Here is a 15,428-nt window from a genome sequence, read left to right on the forward strand (position 1 = left end):
CGCAGCCCCTTGCCGGTGTTGTCTCATGTCACGGGGATCATCCCGTCCGGAAGGGACCATCCGGCGTTATCTACCCTGACGTTGGGGTAGAGTTGCTGGCATACCCTTCCCGGTGACTACCTGGTGCCCTGCCCTCTGCGTGGTGGTGGCCGCTTCCCGGGCCGGTGCCTTCTTGTTCACGACCTGATGGGAGACCTACGTGTCCACCACGATCCACTCCGCCCCACCGGCGGACGCCACCCCCGAAGAACGCCAGGCGGTACTGGCAACCCTGCGACGCCCGCGCTGGCTCAAGACCGAGGTCCTGGCCGGGCTGATCGTGGCCCTGGCGCTGATTCCCGAGGCCATCGCATTCTCCCTGATCGCCGGTGTCGACCCGCAAGTGGGACTGTTCGCCGCCGCCACGATGGCCGTGTCCATCTCGTTCCTGGGCGGCCGTCCGGCAATGATCTCCGCAGCCACCGCAGCCACCGCCCTGGTCGTGGCCCCGCTGGTGGAGTCCCACGGACTGGACTACATGATCGCCGCGGTCATCCTGGCCGGGGTGTTCCAAGTGATCCTGGGCGTGCTCGGGGTGGGCAAGCTGATGCGCTTCATCCCCCGTTCGGTCATGATCGGCTTCGTCAACGCCCTGGCGATTTTGATCTTCACCTCCCAGCTGCCGGACCTCATCGGGGTCCCCTGGCTGGTCTACCCGCTCACCGCTCTGGGGTTGGCAATCATCTACCTGTTGCCCCGGATCACCACCGTGGTCCCGGCCCCGCTGGTAGCCATCATCGTCATCACCGCCCTCGCAGTGGTCTTCGCGCTGAACGTGCCCACCGTTGGGGACAAGGGCGCCCTGCCCGACGCACTGCCGACCCTGTTCATCCCCAACGTGCCGTTCACCGTCGAGACCTTCCAGATCATCGCCCCGTTCGCGTTAGGCATGGCGGCCGTGGGACTGCTGGAATCGTTGATGACCGCCAAGCTGGTCGACGACATCACCGACACCCGCTCGAGCAAGGTCCGTGAGTCCTGGGGCCAGGGCGCGGCGAACATCATCAGCGGCTTCTTCGGCGGGATGGGTGGCTGCGCGATGGTCGGACAGACCATGATCAACGTCAAGGCCTCCGGAGCCCGCACCCGGATTTCCACCTTCCTGGCCGGCGTCTTCGTCCTGGTGCTGGCCGTCTCCCTCGGCGAGGTAGTCGCGATGGTCCCAATGGCCGCCCTGGTCGCGGTGATGATCTTCGTATCCATCGCCACCTTCGACTGGCACTCCATCCGACCATCGACGCTGAAGATGATGCCGAAGTCCGAGACCATCGTGATGCTGGTGACCGTCGTGGCCACGGTGGCCACCCACAACCTGGCCATCGGTGTCGGGCTCGGAGTGCTCACCGCCATGGTTCTCTTCGCCCGTCGGGTCGCGCACTTCGCCACCGTCACCCGCACCCTCACCGGCGAAGGCGACCAGGGCACCGCCCGGTACACCGTCGACGGGGAGCTGTTCTGGGCCTCATCCAACGACCTGTACACCCAGTTCGAGTACGCCGAGGACCCCCAGGACATCGTCATCGACTTCTCCGGCTCCCACCTGTGGGACGCCTCCACTATCGCCGCCCTGGACTCCGTCGAGGAGAAATACCGCCACTACGGCAAAGACGTGGAGATCACCGGGCTGAACGTCGCCAGCCGCGCGATGCGCGCCCGCATGACCGGCCGCCTCGGCGCCGGGCACTGACCTGCCGCCGGCACCCCCACACCCCACACCCCGCACTGCCACCTGCCCCACTCCTAGGTGTAGGAGGCCAGGTGGCAGTGCCTCCTCCACCACGAAGCTCCTCACCTTGCCCGAACCCTGGACCGCCATTTACTGATGCGGGAGAACCGCCAAATAGGCAGTCGTCTGCATCGAAATGTCCTTCGGACCCACTCGACCGCAATGAATCCTGCCTTACGGAGGAGAAATCACGGTCGACGGTGCGGCTCGGAGCGTTTTCGCTGACTACCGTTGACCTCCGCGGCGATTCGCGGAGAGGGTGAGTCCACCCTTTGACAGAGCGCTGCAACCTCCATGAGTATGACCGCATGGTCGCCGACATCAACTTCTACTTTGACCCGGTCTGTCCTTTCGCTTGGATGACCAGCAAGTGGGTGCGACAGGTGCAGGAGCAGCGTGACTACACGGTGGACTGGAGGTTCATCTCGTTGCGCCTGATCAACGCCGAGGTCGACTACGACGCGCACTTTCCACCCGAGTACGAAGCGGGCCACACCGCCGGGCTGCGGCTCCTGCGTGTGGCGGCCCGGGCACGCGTGGAGCACGGCCGGGAGGTGATGGCGCCGTTGTATGCTGCGTTCGGGGCACACATCTTCGACACCGCTTCGGAGACCGACGGGCACCGCAGTGAGCGCGAGGTACGTGAGCGGCGCGGGACGCAGGAGTTCACGGAGCCAATCCTCGCCGAAGTCGGGCTACCGCTCTCGCTGGCGGACGCTCTCGATGACGAGTCCTGGGACGCCGAGATCCGGCAGGAGACAGACGAGGCGCTCTCTCTGACGGGCAAGGACGTGGGCACGCCCATCATCCACTTCGAGCCGCCCACCGGCGTTGCCTTTTTCGGGCCAGTGATCAGTCGACTGCCAAGTGAGGATTCGGCGGCCGAGCTGTGGGACCACGTGGTGGGGCTGGCGCGTTTTCCGGGTTTCGCCGAGCTCAAGCGCAGCCTGCGCGAGCAGCCGCAGTTGGCCGCGCTCGGAGTCGACGCCGACACGGTCGGTAAGCAGGAAGATTGGCACGGCGGCAGCCGGCGTCAAAAGAAGTGACCGCGTCTGTGAGGGTGGACCCTGTGAGCGAAACAAGCATCCGAAGTCATGAGGAGTCTGTCACCGTCGAGGCGTCGGCCGAGATGCTCTACGACTTGGTCTCGGACATCGCCCGTACCGGCGAGTGGAGCCCCGTCTGTACGTCATGCTGGTGGGACGACGAGGCCGAGGCGGGCCAAGTCGATGCCTGGTTCACCGGGCGCAACGAGCTCCCAAGCCGGACGTGGGAGACCCGGTCGAAGGTGGTCGTGGCGGAGCGCGGCCACGAGTTCGCCTGGGTCGTGGGCGGTAGCTTCGTCCGCTGGGGCTTCACCTTCGCCCCTGCCCGGACAGGGACGACGCTCACCGAGTCCTGGGAGTTCCTGCCCGGCGGCATCGCCATGTTCGAGGAGAAGTTCGGTGACGACGCGCGAGTTGAGATTGCCGGTCGCACACAGCAGGCCCTCGACGGCATCCCGAAGACCCTCGCCCCGATCAAGCGGATCGCTGAGTCGTCCACCGACGCAGGGTAGTGGGCCAGGTCATGACTGGACTACACGGGGAGACATCGCGTGACGTGAGCCGAGCAGGCCGGCGGCCAGCAGGGCACGGGGACCGTCGCCTCGCCAAGGAGATCAAAACCGGTCGTTTATGACCATGCCGAGGCGTCAGCTCCAGAACCCGACTGCACCTCGGGCGTAACCCCGACACTGTCCACAAGGCGATCCCCTTACGGCATCGCGTCGTTGCGCCATATGACCCTCGGCAGCACCTCCGAACTGCCGCCGTAGGCCGTCCCCTTACGGACGGGCCCAGCGTCCCCAAGGTGGCATCTCGTGCGCGCGAATCCCGGCATCCGCGCAGCCCACGTCTGATGCTGCCGATCAGCAGTGAGTTTCAAGGCAGGTTTGTCTCACGGGGCATTGGGAGTCAACAACGGCCCTCGAATGACTGTGCGCAAGCTGTAGCTTTTCAAGGCCTTTCAGCGGTGGGTGCTGATTTGCGTGGATGTCCGGTGGTTTAGGCCAGGTGCAGGGTGGTGAGGCAGGTGGGTCCGTCGGGGCCGGAGTCGAAGGGTGTGCTGGCCGTTGTATCGGCGGCGGTGATGGTGACGGTGCCCGTGTGGTCGCGGGGGATCCAGAAGCCGGTGAAGCCGTTGGTGCCGGTGGTGGCGTCCTCGTTGAGGAGGGTCTGGCCGGCATGGGTGGTCACGGTGACGTGGATAGGGGTGTCGGTGAGCTCTCCCTGGCAGCCGCCGAGGTTGTGGTAGTAGCACTTGTGTGTCTGGGTGCGGTAGGGCGCCATGGACAGGTAGAACTGCCCGCCAGTGAGGGGGGCGGTGACCTCGTCCGAGTCGTCGGCGAAGGAAACCTGGTCGTAGCCGACGGAACCGGTGAGGGCCAGGGGACGCGGTTTGGATACCCGGTCCAGGGCGGTGACGGCGTCTTCGGCGGTCGCGGCCTGGATGCCGTGGGAGGCGAGCAGCTGTCGGGCCTTCGGATCGAGGGCGTCTGCGGTTCCGTCGGTGGCTGTGCCGACGTTGCCGGTGTCCGGGATTGTGGGTGAGCAGGCGACCAGGGCGGCGGAGCCGAGCAGGCTGAGGCCGCCGGTGATCATGGTTCTGCGGGACAGTGGGGTCACGGGTTCCTTTCCGCCTCGCGCCACATCGCAAGGATCGACTCTCCATTCTCCCCCGGAGGGTCGGCGTACCCGAGGTGGTTGGTTTGAAGGTTTGGCGAAGATTCCTCTGGTACGGGCCCGCGTCGGGGTGCCGGCCGGGACGGTGGGGAGACACTGGAGGCATGGATCCTGGCACTGATTCCACCCTCCTGGCCGGTCGGGTGTTGGTCGTGGACGACGAGAAGCCGCTGGCGGCGATGGTGGCGACCTATCTGGCCCGGGCCGGCTACGACGCGACGGTCGCCCACACCGGTCCCGACGCCCTGGAGTTCGCCCGCGGCCATGACCCCGATGTGGTGGTGCTGGACTTGGGGCTGCCCGGGCTGGACGGGATCGAGGTGTGCCGCCGGCTGCGGTCCTTCTCCGGGTGCTATGTGCTGATGCTCACCGCCCGCGGGGGTGAGGAGGACAAGCTGGCCGGGCTCGGGGCGGGGGCCGATGACTACATCACCAAGCCCTTCAGCGTGCGCGAGCTGGTCGCCCGGGTAGCCGCGGTGCTGCGCCGGCCGCGTACCGCCGTATACCCGGTCGAACCTGCCCGAGTGTTCGGGGACCTGGTCGTGGACCTGGCCGCGCACGAGGCTCGAGTGGGTGGGTTGCCGGTGGGGCTGACGCGCACCGAGTTCGACCTGTTGGCAGCCCTGTCCGCCCATCCGCAGCAGGTGATGACCCGTCGACAGCTCATCGACACCGTGTGGGACCCGGCGTGGGTCGGGGACGAGCGGCTCGTGGACGTGCACATCGGGAACCTGCGTCGCAAGCTCAACGAGGATCCGGGGCACCATATCGACACGGTCCGCGGGGTCGGCTACCGGATGGTGGTCCGGTGAGACGGCGGCACGGCCACGGCTTGGCCTCACGCTTCCTGGCCGCTCAGCTGCTGGTGGTGGCCGTCAGCCTGCTGGCTGCGCTGGTGGTGGCGGTGGCGGCCGGACCTCCGATCTTCCATACCCATCTGCTCATGGCTGGGCGCAGCGAGGGCTCGGCCGCGCTGTTACACGCAGAGCAGGCCTACCGAGACGCCAACCTCATCGTCCTGGCGGTGGCCGTGGGAACCGCCTTGGTGTGCGCGCTGCTGATCAGCGCCTGGTGCGCCCGGCGCATCCGTCGTCCCTTGGACCAGCTGACCACCGCGGCCCTGGCCATGGCATCCGGCAGCTACGACACCCGGGTCCAGCCCCTGGAGGCCGGGACCGAGATGGACGCAGTAGCCGGGGCCTTCAACACCATGGCCTCCCGACTCCAGCGCACCGAGACCACCCGCCGGCGGATGCTCTCGGACCTGGCCCATGAACTGCGCACCCCCGTCTCGGTGCTCACCGTCTACGTCGACGCCCTCCAGGACGGGGTCACCTCCTGGGACGGACCTACCGCCGAGCTGATGTCCGGACAACTGCGGCGCCTGGGCCGGCTGATTGAGGATATCGGCGACGTCTCCCGCGCCCAGGAAGGACACCTCACCCTGGAGCGCACCGTCCAGTCCGTGCAGGACCTGCTCGGTGAGGTGGCCGAAGCCCACCGCGGGGTCTTCACCGCCAAGGGCGTTGCCCTGGAGGTGGACACCGGGGACGGCGCCGGGTCTGTGGAGGTGGACCGTCAACGCATGGGCCAGGTACTGGGCAACCTGCTCACCAATGCCCTACGCCACACCCCGCCCGGCGGCACCGTCACCCTGCGCGGCACCGCCCACCGCCCCGGGCGACTGGCTCTGATGGTCGCCGACACCGGTGAGGGCATCGGCGCCGAACACCTGCCGCAGATCTTTGAACGCTTCTATCGCGGCGACACCTCCCGCGACCGCGACCACGGCGGGTCCGGGATCGGCCTGGCCATCGCTCGCGCTCTGGTCGAGGCCCACGGCGGAACCCTCAGCGCCTCATCCGCAGGCCCGGGCCGAGGCGCGGTCTTCACCGTCGACCTCCCCCGCCCACAGACACACACCGCCGGAGGATGACCCACCGGAACACCCAGCCCCGCGTGAGGGGCCCGTGCGGAAGGAACAGCATGAACACCCCCGACCACGATCACCCAGACCAGGATCACGCCGTCCCCGGGCCACACACCGACCACGGCCAGCACTTCGGATTGGAACACCACACCTCAGCCCGCGTCGGCCACCAACTGATTGCGGCTCTGGGCCCCCAGTCGACCCCCTTAATGGAAGGAACCACTGTGAAACGCAACACCACTCTGGCCGCCCTGACCCTGGCTTTCGCACTAGCCTTGACGGCGTGCGGCACGGGTGCCGAGGACAACGGCGCTGGCTCCGAGTCCGCCCCGGCCACCAGCTCGGCTGCTACCACTTCCGCGGCCTCGGACGCCGCGACCCCGTCCGCCACGGCCACCGGCTCCGCTGAGGAGATCTCGGCCGAGCACAACGATGCGGACGTGATCTTCGCCCAGATGATGCTTCCCCACCACGACCAGGCCGTTCAGATGAGCGAGATGCTGCTGGCCAAGGACGACATCCCGGCCGACGTCGCGGACTTCGCCCAGCAGGTCATTGATGCCCAGGGTCCGGAGATCGAGCACATGAACTCCATGCTCACCGCCTGGGACGCAGAACCCATGGGGGACATGGAGGGCATGGACCACGGCAGGATGTCCGGGATGATGTCCGAGGAGGACATGGCCGCTCTGGAAGAAGCCCAGGGCACCGAGGCGGCCCGGCTGTACCTGGAGCAGATGACCGCCCACCACGAGGGTGCCGTCGACATGGCCCGCGACGAGGTCGAGAACGGGCAGAACCCCCAGGCCGTGGCGCTGGCAGAACAGGTCATCGACGCCCAGGAGGCCGAGATCACCGAAATGCAGCAGATACTCCAGGGCCTCTGACGGGATCCACCGCTCCGTCTCGATCAGCTCTGCCCGCTCGGCTATTGCACTGAAAGAACCCACACGGCCCTATCCACCCCTGGCGGATAGGGCCGTGTGGCACATGGATTGGGCGTCAGTCCGGTCATCCGATGCCCGACAGTTCTGGGCCTCACGCCTACGAAGCGTCAATCGGTGGGGCACTGGCGTTCGGCCCGCTCCTCGTAGTCAGGCACTGTCCGGGCCCGTGCCTCCTCGGGGGAGGCCGCGATCCCGTTACGCTCGATATCGTCGATCAACCAGTCCATCTCGAAAATCTCCCTCCGCTGGGCCTCGCTGATCTCCACGGCCAACTCGCACACCCTGACGTCTTCGATGCCAGCCCGCTCGGACCTCGTGATGGCCAAAGAGTGGTGCGGGATCATCGCGCGCATGAAATCGCTGTCGTCCACGGTCGCCTGGCTGCGATCCAGGGCGATGCCACCACCAAGGAGCAATACGCTGATCACCACCATGGCAATATTGGCCTTCGGGTTCCGGTACATGTTCAGCATCCAGGCCAGCATCACCAGGCCCATGGCCCCGCCCATGGTCAAAGCCATGAACAGCCGGCTCTCACTCCAACGGACGTGTCCCCACTCCCAGGAACCGGCGAACATCGTCCAATACATCACTGCCATGCCGGTCAGGATCATCGCGGCGAACCGCAGATACATCTTCAGGGAGCGGTGCGGCGCCTGATGACCACCGCCATGATCGCCACCCTGGTCACTGCCGTGTTCTGTCTTTGGCACGTCGGGTCCTCCTTCAGCGGGATGGTCTTGTACCAGCGCGCCAGTCAGGTCCGGAAGCACGCTACCCACGCCTGCTGGCCCTGACCGGCGTTCCGGCATCGGACGGGACAGTACTCAGCCCATGGAGGCGATCAGTTCGGTGCACGCCTGCTCGCAGCGCCGGCAGGCCTCGGCGCACACCTTGCAGTGCTCGTGCATGTCGGCGTGCTTCTCGCACTCCTCGGCGCACGTCTTGCAGGCGGTGCGGCAGGCCTCGAGCAAGGCACGGGTGGTCTCGGCGTTATTGCCGGTCTGACGGGACAGCACCCGGCCGGTGGTTTCACAGATGTCGGCGCAATCCAGGTTGAACCGGATGCACTGGCGCAGTTCGGCGACCATGTCCTCGGCCAGACAGGCGTCGGCGCAGGCCGTACAGGTCTGGGCGCACTCGAAACAGGCCTCGATGCATTCGGCCAGCTTCTGCCGATCGATGTTCCCCAAGTCCTTCGGGTAGGTCTCTAGCATCGAGCTCACGTGATGGGTCATGACGTACTCCTTCATCGGTCCGATCGAGAAAACGAGCCGACTGAAACTGGCCCGCCATGCCACCGACCGTAGGCTCACTCCCCGGCCCGGATGAAGGGTTGGTGTTTGAAGATTCCATGAAGATCCCGCTTGACGGAGGACGCTGTCGCGAACGCTCGGAGGCGAGAACGGGCCCGAGAATCCGGCAATTTCAGTACTCAGACCCGCCCTTGTGCCATCTCGGGAACCCTCCTGAGGCCCCGGACGCCAGTTGCGATCAGATATCGGATCCGTATCGTTGCATAACGTTCTGGTCACGGGCCTCTGTCGTAAAGGAAGCCGCGCCTAGCTGCCGCCCTTCGGCCTCGGGAAAGTCCAGAATCGCTGACGCCAACGACTACCGAGGTAACCCATGTCTTATCCCACCCGCCGTGCCCGCATCGAGGCCGAAGCTCTGGCCCGCCGTTCACACCGCCGCCGCTCCCTCACCATGGGCGCGGTCGGCCTGACCACCGTGGTGGGGGCCACGGTAGCCGGCATGGGCCCGGCCGCAGCCAACGAGAGCGCCTACTCCGCGCCCAGCACTGCCAATGCCTGGACATGGGAGGCCGGTGCCACAACCGAGACACCCCGCTCATCCGGTGCCCATACACACTCCCCCGCGACCGGGGCCGATCAGGCCGCGGACATCCAGCGGACTTCCTACACCACCGCTTCCTCCAGCAGCAACGGTTGGAGAGCGGCCGTGCAGTGGGCCACGGCCAAGGCCGCCGATCCAGGCGTCGGATACGTCTGGGGCGGTAATGGCCCCACCGGATACGACTGCTCAGGGTTCACCCAGAACGCCTTCGCCCAGGCCGGCATCGAACTGCCCCGGAACTCCAAGGCCCAGTACGCGGCCGCCAGCCAATACGTCTCCCTCGACAACCTGCAGGTCGGGGACCTGGTCTTCTGGTCCAACAATGGCTCGGTCGCCGGGATCTACCACGTGGCCATGTACATCGGCGAGGGCCAGATCGCCCACGCCCGCAATCCCCAGATGGGCGTGGCCGTGACCGCTGTCGACTACAGCCCCTGGAACATGATGGGCACCGCCGCCCGCTACTAAGCGGCACGCCACCACCCCGGAACGGCCCCGCAAGACGAAAGACTCGGGGCCGTTCGATCTCAGGAGACCTCAGCCACCGTGCCCACCCCCACGTCCCGCTGAGCGAAACTCTTACGGAAACGTCGCAGGCCACTGTGCGCACCCACGTCCGGCCGTCCCAGAAGACCCGTTCGGTGAAGAGTCCCGAGCAGGTACCTCATACGGGACACGCTCTCTCGTTGCTTTATCCGCTGACCCGGGTGGCACGTATACAAAAGCCGTGGCGACTGGCCGAAGGAACAGCTCCCGTTGGGATGCGAGTTTTCGTGGCCGAAGTCTGCCTCACCGCGCGCAGTCGCGGGGGGCACTCGAGGCAGCAGAACCGCCACCACAACGCCGCGCGCGGCCAGTCCTGCATGCAGCCCGTCAGCAAGTCGAGATCGGCACTCGTTCGGGCACTGGCCTGGCCGAGACTGTTCGCGTTCTCGCGTTCTCGCCGTCTTGCCGGGACAGTCGAACGAGCCCCCGGTCTCTAGTTTTAGTTAGTCACCAGCACCATCAGAGCGACGACGATCCAGGACGCCTCCGACATTGAGACCCGGACGAGAACGCCTGTCGAGTAGGGAGCCGCCCCTCCGCACGCGCTTCTAGAATCCGATAACCGTATCGATCTGGACTTTGGCTCTCAGCGGTAGTGCCGCCACCTGAACGGTTGCGCGGACGGGGAAAGGTTCGCTCAGGCGGTGTGCGTAAACAGCGTTGATAGTGTCGAGTCCTTGTAGTCCGTGAAATAAATCGTGGTGCGCAGGATGCTCGACGAATTCAGATCAAGCTCGTCCAGCAGCGTCTGCAGATTCGTCATCATCGCCTCGCACTGCTCTGCGACATCGTCCGAGACGAGTGATCCGTCATCGGGACGCTGGCCGATAATCCCTGTGGTATAGCCCACATCGCCGTGCCTGACGAAGTGGGAGAACGGGGCCGTGGACTGGTGGAGACGAGTGCTGAAATGGTGCTCTGAAATGACGGTCACCCCTCCTCGAATGAGGTTTCAACCCAGGCGTCGTGAATAGCTGTGTTCGACGCTCTATGGATAGCCGGCCAACTCAGCCAGCAGCCCCCGGAATCGGCATCAGCGGCGAGCCGACGAATGGATCCACTGCCAGGGCCACGAACACCAGAGTGAGGTACGTGATGGACAAGTGGAAGACCTTCATGGCCTTCTTGTCGTTGTACCCCGGCTTCTGTGACTCCGCGTAGAGCACGTGAGACTCATAGACGAACCAACCGCCCGCCACCAGGGAGACCGCCGTGTAGGTGATGCCGGCCCAGCCCAGCGGGACCAGCAGCAGCGAGCAGGCCACCGTCGCCCACGCGTACAGCACGACTTGGCTCGAGACCACGCGGGCCGAGGCCACGGCGCCCAGCATGGGCACCTCGGCGTTCTGGTAGTCCGTCTTGTACTTCAGAGACAGCGGCCAGTAGTGCGGCGGCGTCCACAGGAAGATGATGAGGAATAGCACGATGGCCGGCCACTCGATGGTCTCGCGGACGGCGGCCCAGGCAATCAGGACGGGGAAACATCCCGCGATCCCACCCCAGACGATGTTCTGTTCCGTGCGGCGCTTCAGGATGAGGCTGTAGATCACCACGTAAAAGAAGATGGCCGCCACTCCGAGTCCTGCCGCCAACAGGTTGGTGCCCGCCGCCAGGATGGCCACCGACAGCACGCCGATGGTCCAGGAGAAGATCAGAGCTTCACGGGGCGTCACCGCGCCCGTAACCAGCGGCCGGTTCTCGGTCCGCTTCATCAGCTTGTCGATGTCGCGGTCGATGTAACAGTTGAAGGCCGCCGAAGACCCTGCCGCCAGAGCACCGCCGATCATCGTCGCCAGCATGGTGATGACGTCCGGGAAGCCCTGGTGAGCAAAGATCATGGTGGGCAGCGTGGTCACGAGCAGCAGCTCCATGACCCGGGGCTTGGTCAGCGCCACATATGCAGCCGCCTTCCGCCTGAGCCCCAATTTCTGGCGCTCCGGACGGGCGCTCGAGGGCGCCGTCGTCCCGGCGGACTGGGCATCAAGGATGGGGGGCATCAATATCTCACGGTGCAAGAGGACAGGGCAGTGACGGCAGCGCTCCACCACGTCAGCCGCAGCCAGCGCAGCAGAACACCCCCTCCAGTGTACCGGCCGCGCACCTGACTTCCACGCCCACTACGCGGACAGCCTGCCCCGTCGCAGCGCAGACGCGCTAGGGTGGAATGAGGTAGGCACCGGCCCCAGAATCTTTCCCTCAGGAGCAGCTTTCGTGACTTCAGTCCCGGCATCATCCAGTGGATCAGCTACCGGGAGGACCCCCTCCCTGCAGCGGCGCAACCCCGCTCGTGAGTACACCTACTCCGACCTTGACCGCAAGGCCGTGGACACCCTCAGGGTGCTGGCCGGAGACGCGGTAGAGAAGGCCGGTCACGGTCATCCCGGCACGGCCATCTCACTCGCGCCGGTCGCGTGGCAACTGTTCCAGAACGTCATGCACCATGACCCCTCGGACGCCACGTGGGCCGGACGTGACCGCTTCATCCTTTCCGCCGGGCACACCTCGCTGACCCTGTACCTGCAGCTGTTCGCCTCGGGCGCCGGTATCGAGCTGGAAGACCTCCAGTCCCTGCGCACGTGGGGGTCCAAGACGCCCGGCCACCCCGAATACGGCCACACCGACGGCGTCGAGATCACCACCGGGCCCCTCGGCCAGGGACTGGCGTCCGCCGTCGGGTTCTCCTACGCCCAGCGACGCCTGCGCGGCCTGCTCGACCCGGATGCCCCCGAGGGCACGAGCCCCTTCGACCACCACATCTTCGTCATCGCCTCTGACGGCGACCTCCAGGAGGGCATCACCTCCGAGGCCTCGTCCCTGGCCGGCCACCAGGAACTCGGCAACCTCGTGGTGATCTATGACGACAACGAGATCTCGATCGAGGACGACACCGACGTCGCCTTCAGCGAAGACGTGGCCGCCCGGTACGAGGCTTACGGCTGGCACGTGCAGACCCTCAACTGGCTCGGCAGCGGCGAGTACGTCGAGGACACCGAGCAGCTGTACGCGGCGCTGGCCGCGGCCAAGGCAGAGACCGGCAAGCCCTCCCTGATCAAGCTGCGTACCGTCATCGGCTGGCCCTCCCCCGGCAAGCAGGACACCGGCGCCATCCACGGCGCCAAGCTGGGCCAGGAGGAGCTGGCGGGCCTGAAGAAGGTCCTCGGCTTCGATCCGGAACAGCACTTCACCGTCGACGACGGCGTCCTGGCCCACGCTCGCTCGGTCGGTGGGCGCGCGGCCGCGTTCCGCAACGAGTGGGAGCAGGCCTACGAGGCGTGGCGCTCCGAGAACCCCGAGCGGGCCCGACTGTTCGACCGGCTCTCGGCCGGCCAGCTGCCCGAGGGCTTCGCGGAGGCCTTCCCGGTCTTCGACGCCCAGTTCGGCGAGGACGCCAAGGGACTGGCCACCCGTGCCGCCTCCGGCAAGGTGCTCACGGCGTTGGCGCCGGTCATGCCGGAACTGTGGGGCGGTTCGGCGGATCTGGCCGGGTCGAACAACACCACGATGGAGGGCGAGGACTCCTTCATTCCCGCCCAGCGACAGACCGATCAGTGGAAGGGCGGCCCCTACGGTCGGACCCTGCACTTCGGTGTGCGTGAGCATGCGGCAGGGGCCATCGTGAATGGCATCTCCCTGGGCTCGCTGCTGCGGGCCTATTCCGGGACCTTCCTCATCTTCTCGGACTACCAGCGTCCGGCCATTCGCATCGGCGCGCTGATGGGCACCCCCGCCATCTACGTGTGGACCCACGACTCGATCGGCCTGGGTGAGGACGGTCCGACCCACCAGCCGGTAGAGCAGCTCGCCGCACTTCGGGCCATCCCCGGGCTCGCGGTGGTCCGCCCCGCCGACGCCAACGAGGTGTCCTGGGCATGGAAGACCGTCCTGGAGCGGACCGACGGGCCGGCCGGCATCGTCCTGTCCCGTCAGGCCCTGCCGGTCTTCCCGCGCGGTGAACAGGGCTTCGCCGCCGCCGAGGGAACCGCTCGCGGCGCCTACGTGCTGCTGGACGCCACCGACGACTCCGGTGCGTCAGTCGAACCGCAGGCCATCCTCATCGGCACCGGCTCCGAGGTCCAGCTGGCCGTGGCCGCTCGCGAGGAACTGCAGTCCAGCGGCATCCCGACCCGCGTGGTCTCGGCTCCCTGCCTCGAATGGTTCGACGAACAGGACGAGGAGTACCGCGCCTCGGTGCTGCCCGACAACGGTGCCGTCCGGGTCTCCGTTGAGGCCGGCGTCGCGCAGGGTTGGGACAAATACACCACGACCGACGGCGGCCACGTCTCCCTGGAGCACTACGGCGCCTCCGCCGACTACCAGACCCTGTTCCGCGAGTTCGGCATCACCGCCGAGGCCGTGACCGAGACGGCCCGCACTCTGGTGCAGCGCCAGTCCAATAACCACTCGAGCACCAGCAACCCCAACACCAGCCAGGAGCAGCGATGACTGAACAGAACGCCAACACGCGCGCACTGGCCGAGGCCGGTGTGTCCATCTGGCTCGATGACCTCTCGCGCGAACGCATCGACTCGGGCAACCTGCGCGAACTGATCGAGACGCGCACCGTCACGGGCGTGACCACCAACCCGTCGATCTTCGCGGCCGCGCTGAAGAACGGCGGAGCCTACGCGGAGCAGCTGTCCCAACTGGCCTCCGAGGGCGCGGATCTGGACCAGGCGGTCTTCGACCTGACCACTCGGGACGTCCAGGCGGCGTGTGACATCTTCGCCCCCGTCTACGAGGCCACCCGGGGCATGGACGGCCGGGTGTCCATCGAGGTCGACCCGCGTTCGGCCCGGGACGCCACCCAGACCGTGAATGAGGCGATCCGGTTGGTCGAGGCCGTGGACCGTCCGAACGTGCTGATTAAGATCCCGGCGACCGAGGAGGGACTGCCGGCGATCACCGAGACGCTCGGGAAGGGCATCAGCGTCAACGTCACGCTCATCTTCTCCCTGACGCGGTACCGCGAGGTGCTCAACGCCTGGCTGCTCGGCCTGGAACAGGCGCGCGCGGAAGGCCGAGACCTGTCCACCCTGCACTCGGTGGCCAGCTTCTTCGTCTCCCGGGTGGACTCCGAAGTGGACCGCCGCTTGGGCGAATCGGACGCCGACGGGGCCGCCGAGCTGACCGGTCGGGCCGGTCTGGCCAACGCCCGCCTGGCCTACCGGATCTTCACCGAGACCCTGGACACCGAACGCTGGCGGCTGCTGGCCGCCGAGGGCGCCAATCCGCAGCGGCCGCTCTGGGCTTCGACCGGCACCAAGAGCCCGGACCTGCCGGACACCGTCTACGTCACCGAGCTGGTGGCCGAGGGCACCGTGAACACGATGCCGGAGAAGACGCTCGAGGCGCTCGCCGACCACGGCGAGATCACCGGCGACACCATCACCGGACGGTACGCCGAGGCGGACGACACCCTGGACGCCATCGGTCATGCTGGTGTGGACTACAACGATGTGGTGGCCGTCCTCGAGACCGAGGGACTGGAGAAGTTCGTGACGAGTTGGCACGAACTGCTGGACACCGTCAGCACCGCCTTGAAGGACGCCGGCGGGCGCTGACCAGCGCTTGACCGGTCCCTGACCGGCACTGACTCTGCCGCAGCACCCACCCGCACCAATTCGCCCCTTCGACCTGCCGCTTTGGACCCCTAGGAGACT

General features: G+C 66.7%; 14 protein-coding genes. 9 read left to right on the forward strand and 5 right to left on the reverse strand.

Annotated elements, in window-relative coordinates:
- Positions 1 to 199 precede the first annotated feature (199 nt).
- The 3 genes from ACFQQD_RS08820 (at position 200) to ACFQQD_RS08830 (ending at position 3,323) form a co-directional block, all read left to right on the forward strand.
- Complete coding sequence (locus tag ACFQQD_RS08820) at positions 200 to 1,726, forward strand: SulP family inorganic anion transporter (protein ID WP_378088393.1); 1,527 nt, start codon at positions 200 to 202, stop codon at positions 1,724 to 1,726.
- Positions 1,727 to 2,073: 347 nt separating this feature from the next.
- The gene (locus ACFQQD_RS08825) at positions 2,074 to 2,811 is read left to right on the forward strand and encodes a hypothetical protein (RefSeq protein ID WP_378088395.1); all 738 of its coding nucleotides are present in this window, start codon (positions 2,074 to 2,076) and stop codon (positions 2,809 to 2,811) included.
- A gap of 23 nt (positions 2,812 to 2,834) precedes the next feature.
- A complete protein-coding gene (locus ACFQQD_RS08830; RefSeq protein WP_378088397.1) occupies positions 2,835 to 3,323 on the forward strand; it encodes an SRPBCC family protein in 489 nt (162 codons plus the stop codon).
- Between the two features lie 487 nt (positions 3,324 to 3,810).
- Here the strand turns inward: ACFQQD_RS08830 and ACFQQD_RS08835 are convergent, their stop codons facing one another.
- Positions 3,811 to 4,431, reverse strand: a complete 621-nt coding sequence (locus tag ACFQQD_RS08835; RefSeq protein WP_378088399.1) for a CueP family metal-binding protein — start codon at positions 4,429 to 4,431, stop codon at positions 3,811 to 3,813.
- A 161-nt stretch (positions 4,432 to 4,592) separates the two neighbouring features.
- Here ACFQQD_RS08835 and ACFQQD_RS08840 point away from each other — a divergent pair, with 161 nt between their 5' ends.
- From ACFQQD_RS08840 to ACFQQD_RS08850, 3 genes are all read left to right on the forward strand, one after another.
- The gene (locus ACFQQD_RS08840; protein ID WP_378088401.1) at positions 4,593 to 5,300 is read left to right on the forward strand and encodes a response regulator transcription factor; all 708 of its coding nucleotides are present in this window, start codon (positions 4,593 to 4,595) and stop codon (positions 5,298 to 5,300) included.
- Between the two features lie 20 nt (positions 5,301 to 5,320).
- The gene (locus tag ACFQQD_RS08845) at positions 5,321 to 6,424 is read left to right on the forward strand and encodes an ATP-binding protein (RefSeq protein ID WP_378088403.1); all 1,104 of its coding nucleotides are present in this window, start codon (positions 5,321 to 5,323) and stop codon (positions 6,422 to 6,424) included.
- Positions 6,425 to 6,642: 218 nt separating this feature from the next.
- Entirely contained in the window at positions 6,643 to 7,305 is a 663-nt protein-coding gene (locus ACFQQD_RS08850) for a DUF305 domain-containing protein (RefSeq protein ID WP_378090068.1), read from the forward strand.
- 167 nt (positions 7,306 to 7,472) lie between these two features.
- Here ACFQQD_RS08850 and ACFQQD_RS08855 read toward each other — a convergent pair whose 3' ends face one another.
- The gene (locus ACFQQD_RS08855; RefSeq protein ID WP_378088405.1) at positions 7,473 to 8,078 is read right to left on the reverse strand and encodes a DUF305 domain-containing protein; all 606 of its coding nucleotides are present in this window, start codon (positions 8,076 to 8,078) and stop codon (positions 7,473 to 7,475) included.
- A gap of 114 nt (positions 8,079 to 8,192) precedes the next feature.
- The gene (locus ACFQQD_RS08860; RefSeq protein WP_378088407.1) at positions 8,193 to 8,603 is read right to left on the reverse strand and encodes a four-helix bundle copper-binding protein; all 411 of its coding nucleotides are present in this window, start codon (positions 8,601 to 8,603) and stop codon (positions 8,193 to 8,195) included.
- Between the two features lie 391 nt (positions 8,604 to 8,994).
- Between ACFQQD_RS08860 and ACFQQD_RS08865 the strand changes: the two genes are divergently transcribed.
- Positions 8,995 to 9,690, forward strand: a complete 696-nt coding sequence (locus ACFQQD_RS08865) for a C40 family peptidase (protein WP_378088409.1) — start codon at positions 8,995 to 8,997, stop codon at positions 9,688 to 9,690.
- Positions 9,691 to 10,405: 715 nt separating this feature from the next.
- Here the strand turns inward: ACFQQD_RS08865 and ACFQQD_RS08870 are convergent.
- Complete coding sequence (locus ACFQQD_RS08870) at positions 10,406 to 10,702, reverse strand: RidA family protein (RefSeq protein WP_378088412.1); 297 nt, start codon at positions 10,700 to 10,702, stop codon at positions 10,406 to 10,408.
- Positions 10,703 to 10,775: 73 nt separating this feature from the next.
- Positions 10,776 to 11,765 carry a heme o synthase gene (locus ACFQQD_RS08875; protein ID WP_378088414.1) on the reverse strand — a complete coding sequence of 330 codons (990 nt, stop codon included), beginning with the start codon at positions 11,763 to 11,765 and terminating at the stop codon, positions 10,776 to 10,778.
- Between the two features lie 214 nt (positions 11,766 to 11,979).
- On the opposite strand from ACFQQD_RS08875, the gene tkt reads away from it, so the two are divergent.
- Together tkt and tal are read left to right on the forward strand one after the other, a co-directional pair.
- Positions 11,980 to 14,211, forward strand: coding sequence for a transketolase (gene tkt, locus ACFQQD_RS08880; RefSeq protein ID WP_378088416.1), 2,232 nt, complete (start codon positions 11,980 to 11,982; stop codon positions 14,209 to 14,211).
- Positions 14,208 to 15,329 carry a transaldolase gene (gene tal, locus ACFQQD_RS08885; RefSeq protein ID WP_378088418.1) on the forward strand — a complete coding sequence of 374 codons (1,122 nt, stop codon included), beginning with the start codon at positions 14,208 to 14,210 and terminating at the stop codon, positions 15,327 to 15,329. The genes tkt and tal overlap by 4 nt, the downstream gene beginning before the upstream one ends.
- Positions 15,330 to 15,428: the final 99 nt, after the last annotated feature.

The sequence above is a fragment of the Citricoccus sp. GCM10030269 genome (genome assembly GCF_042665635.1).
In the GTDB taxonomy this organism is placed as follows: Bacteria; Actinomycetota; Actinomycetes; order Actinomycetales; family Micrococcaceae; genus Citricoccus.

What these genes read in the sequence shown, in the direction of transcription:
- ACFQQD_RS08825 (WP_378088395.1), top strand. Translation starts at nt 2,074, where the DNA reads ATGGTCGCCGACATCAACTTCTACTTTGACCCGGTCTGTCCTTTCGCT.
- ACFQQD_RS08840 (WP_378088401.1), top strand. Translation starts at nt 4,593, where the DNA reads ATGGATCCTGGCACTGATTCCACCCTCCTGGCCGGTCGGGTGTTGGTC.
- ACFQQD_RS08860 (WP_378088407.1), bottom strand. Translation starts at nt 8,603, where the DNA reads ATGACCCATCACGTGAGCTCGATGCTAGAGACCTACCCGAAGGACTTG.
- ACFQQD_RS08865 (WP_378088409.1), top strand. Translation starts at nt 8,995, where the DNA reads ATGTCTTATCCCACCCGCCGTGCCCGCATCGAGGCCGAAGCTCTGGCC.
- ACFQQD_RS08875 (WP_378088414.1), bottom strand. Translation starts at nt 11,765, where the DNA reads ATGCCCCCCATCCTTGATGCCCAGTCCGCCGGGACGACGGCGCCCTCG.
- tal (WP_378088418.1), top strand. Translation starts at nt 14,208, where the DNA reads ATGACTGAACAGAACGCCAACACGCGCGCACTGGCCGAGGCCGGTGTG.